Genomic DNA, 9086 nt, shown 5'->3' with positions numbered 1-9086 from the left:
GTACGGTGATCTACGTCGGTAAAGCCAAAGACCTGAAAAAGCGTCTCGCCAGCTATTTTCGGCAGCAGGTCAGCAGCCGTAAAACCGAGACGCTGGTTAAAAATATCGCGCAAATAGACGTAACGGTTACTCACACCGAGACAGAAGCGCTGCTGTTGGAACATAACTACATTAAATTGTACCAACCGCGATATAATGTTCTTTTGCGAGACGATAAATCTTACCCGCTGATTTTTCTCAGTGCGGATACCCATCCCCGTTTGGCGGTGCATCGCGGCGCCAAACACGCCAAAGGCGAATATTTCGGGCCTTTTCCCAACTCTTACGCCGTGCGTGAAACGCTGGCGCTGCTGCAGAAGCTGTTCCCAATCCGCCAGTGCGAAAACAGCGTGTATCGCAACCGTTCGCGTCCGTGCCTGCAGTATCAGATCGGTCGCTGTCTGGGGCCTTGTGTTGCCGGGCTGGTGAGCGAAGAAGAGTACCGGCAGCAGGTGGACTACGTGCGGCTGTTTCTTTCTGGTAAAGATCAGCAGGTATTGCACCAGCTGATTGAGCGTATGGAAGAAGCCAGCAAACTGCTTAATTTCGAAGAGGCGGCGCGCATTCGCGATCAAATTCAGGCCGTGCGCCGCGTCACCGAACGGCAGTTCGTGTCGGGCGACAGCGACGATCTGGACGTGATCGGCGTGGCGTTCGATGCCGGTATGGCGTGCCTGCACGTGCTGTTCATCCGTCAGGGCAAGGTGCTGGGCAGCCGCAGCTATTTCCCTAAAGTGCCGGGCGGCACGGATATGGGCGAGGTGGTGCAGACCTTTGTCGGCCAGTTCTATCTGCAAGGCAGCCAGGCGCGTACGCTGCCCGGCGAGATCCTGCTGGATTTCAGCCTGCCGGAAAAAGACCTGCTTGCGGAATCGCTCTCCGAGTTGGCGGGGCGCAAGATCCAAATTCAAAGCAAACCGCGCGGCGATCGCGCCCGTTATCTGAAACTGGCGCGCACCAACGCGGCAACGGCGTTGACCACCAAGCTGTCGCAACAGTCGACGATCCATCAGCGGCTGGCGGAATTGGCCAAAGTGCTGAACCTGACGGAAATCAACCGTATGGAGTGCTTCGATATCAGCCATACCATGGGTGAGCAGACCGTGGCTTCGTGCGTGGTGTTCGACGGAAACGGACCCGTGCGAGCGGAGTATCGGCGTTACAATATCAGCGGCATCACTCCTGGCGATGACTACGCGGCGATGACGCAGGTGCTGAAGCGCCGTTACGGCAAAGCGCTGGAAGAGAAAAAGATCCCGGATGTCATCTTCATCGACGGCGGTAAAGGGCAGCTCGGCATGGCGATCGACGTATTCAAATCGCTGAATGTTACCTGGGACAAAAATAAGCCGCTGCTGATCGGCATCGCCAAAGGCGCCGACCGTAAGGCAGGGTTAGAAACGTTGTTCTTTGTGCCGGAAGGTGAAGGGATTTCTCTGCCGCCGGATTCGCCGGCGCTGCATGTGATCCAACACATCCGCGACGATTCGCACAATCATGCCATTACCGGTCACCGGCAGAGAAGGGCGAAAGTCAGGAATACCAGCGCATTGGAGCTGATTGAAGGCGTAGGGCCGAAACGGCGCCAGGTGCTGTTGAAGTATATGGGCGGACTGCAACCTTTGTTGAACGCCAGCGTGGAGGAAATTGCAAAAGTGCCGGGTATTTCACAAGCATTGGCAGAAAAGATCTACAATGCATTGAAACACTGAGGGCAATGTAGCAACATACTCTTAATTTCCACTCTAGCCAGATAGTTACCGTAGCATTATGCAATTGAATATACCGACTTGGCTTACCCTGTTTCGCGTAGTTCTGATCCCATTCTTTGTGCTGGCGTTTTATCTGCCGTTCAACTGGGCTCCGATGGTTTGCGCCGTTATCTTTGTGTTTGCCGCCGTCACCGACTGGTTTGACGGCTTCCTGGCACGTCGCTGGAAACAAACGACGCGCTTCGGGGCGTTTTTGGATCCGGTCGCGGACAAAGTGATGGTGGCGGTGGCGCTGGTGCTGGTGGCTGAGCACTACCACAGCTGGTGGATCACGCTGCCGGCGGCCACCATGATCGCCCGTGAAATCATCATTTCGTCGCTGCGCGAGTGGATGGCGGAAATTGGCAAACGCAGCAGCGTGGCGGTGTCCTGGATCGGCAAAGTGAAAACCATGGCGCAGATGATGTCGCTGGTGGGCTTGCTGTGGCGGCCGGATCGTTCCGTAGAGTATGTGGCGATTGGCTTGTTGTATATCGCGGCGGTGCTGACTTTCTGGTCGATGTTCCAATATTTGAACGCGGCACGCAACGATTTGCTGGAACCGTGATCGATACGCTGCAAAAAGCGGCAAACGATCGTGGTGTGCCAACAATTTTATTGACTCATCACGTCAGGTAAGTAGAATGCATCGCATCAGACGACAACGATGAATTGCCGAAAGGTAGCAAAGAAATCAGTCAGTTCTGGTAATGCGGGAATAGCTCAGTTGGTAGAGCGCAACCTTGCCAAGGTTGAGGTCGCGAGTTCGAGCCTCGTTTCCCGCTCCAAACATTAGCCTGTTGAATCTTCGTGATTCGGCAGGTAAGAAAAAGGGGCTTCGGCCCCTTTTTCGTTTTCTATTCCTTTGCCGTCCGGCGAAACCTTTCTTCATCTTCCTGCATCGACTATTGTCCCTATATCTCCTGCCATTTTCATACCGCAGGATGCCTCCTGAAAACAGGCACATTTGATTGGACATCGTGTCGATGCTCTGTGGGGTATTGATGCCGATCCATCGTGCGGCGTACAACCCGATGTGAGTCTCCAGCTCTGCAGTTGCGTTGGTCGTTCAGGGCGGTGGCACCGAAGATTGCGCGATGTCCCCATGATGATGCTTTGCCCGGTACCCCATGATCATAAGCAAATGAAAAGCCGGGGAGGGCACGGGCAAGCGATTCCTGTCGAGAAAAAAGATCCGATTTGCCCGTGAATCTCTGAGCCGATGCATATAAAATCAACATTCCGCTTGCCTTTCCGTTGGCATTGTGAACAGTGCGCCCACAAAATAAGCAGTTGAAAGCGTTAGAGAACTTTTTGCTATTTCGGGGGGTTGCCAAGGTGGGGGGTTTAGTCCATAATGCAGTCCATCGATTCGGCGGTAACGAAATAAATTACTTAAGAATCAGATGATTAAGATGAGCGATTTCAACATCGCGATTGAAAAGAACAAAACGAAGTGGGTGGATCACCGGCTTTGGCCTGAAAAGGCAAACAGAATAAAGGCGCGTTAACAAAGCGGTTATGTAGCGGATTGCAAATCCGTCCAGTCCGGTTCGACTCCGGAACGCGCCTCCAACTTTCCCGAGCCCGGGTGGTGAAATCGGTAGACACAAGGGATTTAAAATCCCTCGGCTTATGGCTGTGCGGGTTCAAGTCCCGCCCCGGGTACCAGGGAACGAAAATACCGAATAATCAAAGCAATAAGTAGTAATGTCGTAGACCGCCGAGAGGCGGTTTTTTTGTTTCTGTAATTCGCATTATCCCCGCATTCCTTCCTGTCTTGGCATGCCTTATACCCATGGATTGTCATCCAGCTTGCAGGGAGCCCCGCAGGGCTCCGAAGTACAACTCATAAGAAACCGAACGCCGCAGCGAGGATCCAGCCGAAGACGCAGGAGACGCTGACGCCGATCAGGCCGGGCAGAATAAAGCTGTGGTTGATCACGAAGCGGCCGATGCGGGTGGTGCCGGAGCGATCGAACTGGATTGCCGCCAGATCGCTGGGGTAGGTTGGCAGAATGTAATAGCCGTAACAGGCCGGCGCCGAAGCGACGATATAGGCGGGGTTAACCCCGATCGCCAGCGCCACCGGCACCAGCGCCGCCAGTGCGGCGGCCTGCGAGTTGACGAATTTCGACACCAGCAGCAGGATCAGCGCATAGGCCCAAGGGTACTCTTTCACCAACACACCCAGTGTGGCCTCGATCTGCGCCAGGTGCGCGCCGAACATGGTTTCCGCCATCCAGGCAACACCATACACCGCCACGATGGCGATCATGCCGGAACGGAACACCTCGTTTTTAGAGATAGACGCCGGGTTGGTGCGGGTAATGATAACGATCAACGCCCCGGCCATCAGCATGCACATTTGGATCACCAGAACCATGGAGAGCGGCTTGCCGCCGAAGCTGGGCCGCAGGCCGGAAAAGGCCCCCAGCACCGCCACCAGGGCGATGGTGGCGAGGAAAATCCACATGGCGATCCAGTTGCTGCGCGGCAATACCCGGTCCAGCAGGGTAGCGGCGTCGCCGTAGACATAGCGATGGTTCTCCGGCACCGAGATGAACTTCTGGAACTCCGGGTCTTTGTCCAGGTCTTTGCCGCGGAACCAGCTGAAGATGCCGATCGCCAGAATGCCGCACAGCGTCGAAGGGATGGTGATAGACAGCAGATCGAGGAATTCCAGATGGCGGCCATTGAAGGTGTAGCTGCTGAGCATTGCCACCAATGACACCACCGCCACCGAGACCGGGCTGGCGATAATGCCCATCTGCGCGCCGATCGAACTGGCCGCCATCGGCCGTTCCGGGCGGATATTATTTTTGATCGCCACGTCATAGATGATCGGCAAGATGGTGTACACCACATGGCCGGTGCCGCACAGGATAGTGAGAATACAGGTGACGAAGGGGGCGATGATCGAGACATAACGCGGGTTGCGCCGCAGCATCCGCTCGGCGATCTGCAGCATGACGTCCAACCCGCCTGAGGCCTGCAGGGTGGCGGAGGCCGCCACCACCGCGATGATCACCAGCATCACGTCTACCGGTGGTTTGCCGGGCTGCAGGTGAAAGCCAAACACCAGGATCATCAAACCGATACCGCCCAGTAACCCCAGCGCAATGCCGCCCTTACGCGCCCCATACAGCAGGCATGCCAATATAACCGCTAATTGCAGAAAGAAATCCATGATAGATACGCCTTAATAATGTTGAACTTAACTGCGTTCAGTTTCCGGCGGTGTTTACAGTAGAAAGTTGTTTTAAATCTAAAGGCGCTAAAAAATTGTGGTTATTAGCTCTAAAGAGTGATGACGGTCACGTTCAGAGGATCTGAAGAGCAGGCGGCTGACGACATCAGCACGAAAAAGCAAGTTAAGAGGTCAGACCTCTTCTATATAACCGGTTTACCACCAGAGGAGAGAGCAATGGATCCGACAAAAATGACCGGGCTGGCGTTATTACAGGCTGCGATGGCTGGCAAGATCCCACCGGCCTCGATCGCTGAAACCGTGCCCATGAAACCGGTCGCGGTGGAAGAGGGGTATATTCGCATCGCGGCGCGGGCCGACGGGCGCCATCTGAATCCACTGGGGGGCGTACATGGCGGTTTCGCCGCCACGGTTTTGGACTCGGTGACCGGTTGCGCGGTGCACAGTACGCTGGGCGCGGGGATTGGCTATGGCACCGTCGATCTGCAGGTTAAAATGTTGCGCCCTGTGCCGAAGGAAACTGATCTGATCGCCGAGGGGCGTCTGGTCTATGCGGCGAAGAACGTCGCTTTTGCTGAAGGCACGCTCAAAACGGCGGAAGGGAAGCTGCTAGCTTCGGCAACCGCCACTTGCTTTATTATTCGCCCCACCGAACAAGCACCGCAATAACCTGCTTTTTTATCGGGCTTCGGGTTATCAACCCGGAGCCGGATGCATTTATCTTCGGCTGCATACCTTGCTGCGCTACGATGGCAGGCGCGATACGCCATTGTGGTCTAGTATTCTTGGGTGAAAATTTATCGGGGTGATTATGCAGCCGTATAAAGAGGTTGAGTTTGATCATGAGCTTTGTCTGGCGATCGGCAAAGCCGTATTAGACGTGGTGGCGCAGGGGGAAGAAACCAGCGCTCCGGCGGTGATGAACGCGATTGAGCGGTCGGTGGCGCAGGGTCTGAATGACGACGAAACCGCCATCGCCGACGACGCCCTGGATGTGATGGCTCGTCTCATCCACGGTTTCAGATTCATTAATCTCGCGGGTGAAGAGGATACTCCCCATGCATTGGTTGAATTTCAAGCGCTACAAGAGTGACGTTGCCAAACAGGCCGTGCCGCCGCATTTGAATGCGGCTGAGTTTGCGCGGCATTACGCCGACAAGCCGCAAGCCGATACGGAAGAGTACCTTTCGTTGAGCGGGGAAATGTGCTGGGATGCGGTGGTGCTTTGCGCTCACCGTTCAGGCGCGCTCAGCAAGGCGAAATACAAGCAGCTGTGGCTGACGGTGTTCGATAAGCAATATAAACATTTCGTCAGCCCTGATGATACCGAGATCCGCACCATGGCGGATATGCTGCGCGCGCCGCAGGGATGTTTTATCGGTATATTTTCCATGCGCGACGCGGCGGCGCCCCGATTGCTGCATGCCATGATCGGCACCGGTGCGGGATTTGCCGCGGGCAATAAAAATCTTTGCATCGGCGTGGGCGGCGCGGTCGGTTGGGAAAATCTCAATCTGGCGCGCGATCTGCGCTGGCAGCCGGAAGGCGGTTTTTTACGCCAGGGCGACAACGAAGTGCTGCGCATTTTTTATCGGCCTTTCCCCGCCTGAACCACCGGCCGCAGGCTTTTTAAGATAAAAAACCGCCGCCCGGCGGTTTTTTGTTGCTTACTTAAACCCGCCGTTGCGCATGAACTCGAGACCGGCGGTGGTGATCCGCGTTTGGTGCGGATCGATATCATAGTTGTTCTCGTCGATGTCGCTCATCACATAGGCTTGTATCAGCCCCTTGGTTTTGAGATAGGCGAAGGGATCGGCGAAGGCGTGCGGGCTGGTGGCGTCCTGCTTCCACAGTTCGTAGGTTTTTTCATCCAGCGTGCCGGGGTGATTGGCGGCCAGGCGGGTCAGGATCTGATTGTAGAACTCATAGTCGGTCATGATGCGGTCCTCTTTATCGCGAGCGACAGTCTCGGAAAATGGCGTAACGTCTATCAATCATAGCCGAAGTTTCCCACCGCCTGCGGCGGCGTCGGGTTAGCCGCGTTGGCTTTCAATCCAGTGAAACAGACGTGAAATGCTGAAGGTGATATCGCCAATGTTGAAAAGCGCGCCGAGCCACAGGGTCAGCATCACCAGGATGCCGATGATGATGGGAAGGTCCATTTTGCTCATGATCATGTTCTTCATCAATAAAGAGTGTGCGGCAAAGCGTACCACCAATCCTGATTGTCATAAAAATGCGCTGCGCATTATTTCTTTTGAAATCAAAGTAAAAAAGCCACCCAAACGGGTGGCTTTCAGCGGCGATCAGTCCAGCTTGGGGTGCTGGTCTATCAGGATCTGCTTTTTCTTTTCCAGCTCGGCGATCTGCGCGTTGATGTCCTCGACTTTCTGTTCGATGTTGTCGTAGGTCTCCTGCAGCAGTTCTTTCGCTTCGGTACGGTCAGAAGCGGCCGGCGTTGCGCCGCGCAGCGGCTTGTTGGCGGTCTCTTTCATGTACAGACCGGTGATAAGACCGATCACCGCCACAACCATCAGGTAGTAGGCCGGCATGTACAGGTTGCCGGTCGCTTCCACCAGCCAGGCAGCGGCGGTCGGTGTCGCACCGGCGATCAGTACCGAAATGTTGAACGAAATCGCCAGCGCGCTGTAGCGGATGTGCGTCGGGAACATTGCCGGCAGAATCGAGGCCATCACCCCGGTGAAGGAGTTGAGCAGCACCGCCAGCACCAGCAGACCGACGAAGATCAGGCCGATGACGTTGCTGTTGATCAAAATGAAGCACGGGATCGCCAGCGCCAACAGGCCGATGCTGCCGCCGATGATGAACGGCTTACGACCGATACGGTCGCTGGTCAGGCCGATCACCGGCTGCACGAACAGCATGCCGATCATGATGGCGATGATGATCAGAACGCCGTGATCCTCCGAGTAGTGCAGGTTATGCGACAGGTAACTCGGCATGTAGGTCAACAGCATGTAATAGGTCACGTTGGTGGAAATCACGATACCGACGCATACCAGCAAACTTTTCCAGTGTTTGGCCGCGATCTCTTTGAACGAGGTTTTCGGCGGATTTTCGATGGCGTTGCGATCCTCTTTCTCCATCTTATCCACGTGCTGCTGGAACGCCGGGGTTTCTTCCAGCGCATGGCGCAGATAGAGACCGATCAGGCCCAGCGGCGCGGCGATGAAGAACGGAATGCGCCAGCCCCAGTCGAGGAAGTTGGCTTCACCGACGATGCTGGAGATCAGCACAACCACGCCGGCACCCATCACAAAGCCGGCGATGGAGCCGAAGTCCAGCCAACTGCCCATAAAGCCGCGTTTGCGGTCCGGCGAGTACTCGGCGACGAAGATCGCCGCACCGGAATATTCACCGCCGACGGAGAAGCCCTGTGCCAGCTTGGCCAGCAGCAGCAGGATCGGCGCCCAGATGCCGATAGACGCATAGGACGGGATCAGGCCGATACAGAAGGTGCTGACCGCCATGATGATAATGGTGACCGAGAGAACTTTTTGCCGGCCGAACTTGTCGCCCATAGCGCCGAAGAACAGGCCGCCGAGCGGACGCACCAGGAAGGGCACGGAGAAGGTCGCCAGCGCGGCGATCATTTGCACGCCGGGAGAGGCGCCGGGGAAGAAGACCTGGCCAAGCGCATAGGCGACAAAGCCGTATACGCCGAAGTCGAACCACTCCATCGCGTTGCCCAGGGCCGCCGCGGTGATCGCCTTCTTGAGTTTGCTGTCATCGATGATGGTGATGTCGTTAATGTGCATCGGTTTATGTCGTTTTTTTCTTAACTTCATATAATCATCCCTTAATGAATTATTCGTTGTTCGTGAAAGCGTAATCTCCGTTCACTGTTGTTTTCGAGTTATCAAATCGGCTAATCGAATCGCGGTTTAAGACGATTCATTATCCACATTTAAGTTGGGATGTGGATCACAAAATATCGTCGTTTATGCCAATGTTATGTCATTTAGGTGACTAATTATTTTGCATCTATAGCTTAACGTTATATCTTGCGGCGATCAAATCCAGCAGTTTAACTTAAGTATTTGCACCGATTTGGTGCGAGAATA

Annotated in this window: 9 protein-coding genes and 3 tRNA genes; 8 read left to right on the top strand and 4 right to left on the bottom strand. The window is 55.1% G+C overall.

Annotated features, from left to right (window positions below; all coding sequences use genetic code 11):
- The 5 genes from uvrC to ACJ8IJ_RS20200 form a co-directional block, all read left to right on the top strand.
- The coding region (uvrC, locus tag ACJ8IJ_RS20220) for an excinuclease ABC subunit UvrC (RefSeq protein WP_442524991.1) at window positions 1–1751 on the top strand (1751 nt) is incomplete at its 5' end.
- A gap of 58 nt (window positions 1752–1809) precedes the next feature.
- Window positions 1810–2358: a CDP-diacylglycerol--glycerol-3-phosphate 3-phosphatidyltransferase gene (gene pgsA, locus ACJ8IJ_RS20215; protein ID WP_004927937.1), complete on the top strand. Its 549-nt coding sequence runs from the start codon at window positions 1810–1812 to the stop codon at window positions 2356–2358.
- Window positions 2359–2502: 144 nt separating this feature from the next.
- Window positions 2503–2578, top strand: a tRNA-Gly gene (locus tag ACJ8IJ_RS20210).
- Window positions 2579–3291: 713 nt separating this feature from the next.
- Window positions 3292–3365 (top strand) — tRNA-Cys (locus ACJ8IJ_RS20205).
- Between the two features lie 10 nt (window positions 3366–3375).
- Window positions 3376–3461: transfer RNA gene (locus tag ACJ8IJ_RS20200), tRNA-Leu, on the top strand.
- Between the two features lie 178 nt (window positions 3462–3639).
- On the opposite strand, the gene ACJ8IJ_RS20195 is transcribed toward ACJ8IJ_RS20200, so the two are convergent.
- Window positions 3640–4980, bottom strand: a complete 1341-nt coding sequence (locus ACJ8IJ_RS20195) for an anaerobic C4-dicarboxylate transporter (RefSeq protein ID WP_004927934.1) — start codon at window positions 4978–4980, stop codon at window positions 3640–3642.
- Between the two features lie 237 nt (window positions 4981–5217).
- On the opposite strand from ACJ8IJ_RS20195, the gene ACJ8IJ_RS20190 reads away from it, so the two are divergent.
- From ACJ8IJ_RS20190 to ACJ8IJ_RS20180, 3 genes are all read left to right on the top strand, one after another.
- Window positions 5218–5670 carry a PaaI family thioesterase gene (locus tag ACJ8IJ_RS20190; protein WP_004927931.1) on the top strand — a complete coding sequence of 151 codons (453 nt, stop codon included), beginning with the start codon at window positions 5218–5220 and terminating at the stop codon, window positions 5668–5670.
- Between the two features lie 142 nt (window positions 5671–5812).
- Window positions 5813–6094: a hypothetical protein gene (locus ACJ8IJ_RS20185; protein WP_004927927.1), complete on the top strand. Its 282-nt coding sequence runs from the start codon at window positions 5813–5815 to the stop codon at window positions 6092–6094.
- A complete protein-coding gene (locus tag ACJ8IJ_RS20180; protein ID WP_004927924.1) occupies window positions 6060–6611 on the top strand; it encodes a hypothetical protein in 552 nt (183 codons plus the stop codon). The genes ACJ8IJ_RS20185 and ACJ8IJ_RS20180 overlap by 35 nt, the downstream gene beginning before the upstream one ends.
- 57 nt (window positions 6612–6668) lie before the next feature.
- On the opposite strand, the gene ACJ8IJ_RS20175 is transcribed toward ACJ8IJ_RS20180, so the two are convergent.
- The 3 genes from ACJ8IJ_RS20175 to proP form a co-directional block, all read right to left on the bottom strand.
- The gene (locus tag ACJ8IJ_RS20175; protein ID WP_016928237.1) at window positions 6669–6938 is read right to left on the bottom strand and encodes a hypothetical protein; all 270 of its coding nucleotides are present in this window, start codon (window positions 6936–6938) and stop codon (window positions 6669–6671) included.
- A gap of 96 nt (window positions 6939–7034) precedes the next feature.
- Window positions 7035–7172: a hypothetical protein gene (locus ACJ8IJ_RS20170; protein ID WP_162138956.1), complete on the bottom strand. Its 138-nt coding sequence runs from the start codon at window positions 7170–7172 to the stop codon at window positions 7035–7037.
- 135 nt (window positions 7173–7307) lie between these two features.
- Entirely contained in the window at window positions 7308–8810 is a 1503-nt protein-coding gene (gene proP, locus ACJ8IJ_RS20165; protein ID WP_004927916.1) for a glycine betaine/L-proline transporter ProP, read from the bottom strand.
- Between the last annotated feature and the right edge of the window lie 276 nt (window positions 8811–9086).

Source organism: Serratia sp. CY40230 (genome assembly GCF_052168835.1).
Lineage (GTDB): Bacteria > Pseudomonadota > Gammaproteobacteria > Enterobacterales > Enterobacteriaceae > Serratia > Serratia nematodiphila.
This window is presented reverse-complemented; position numbering and strand designations above follow the sequence as displayed.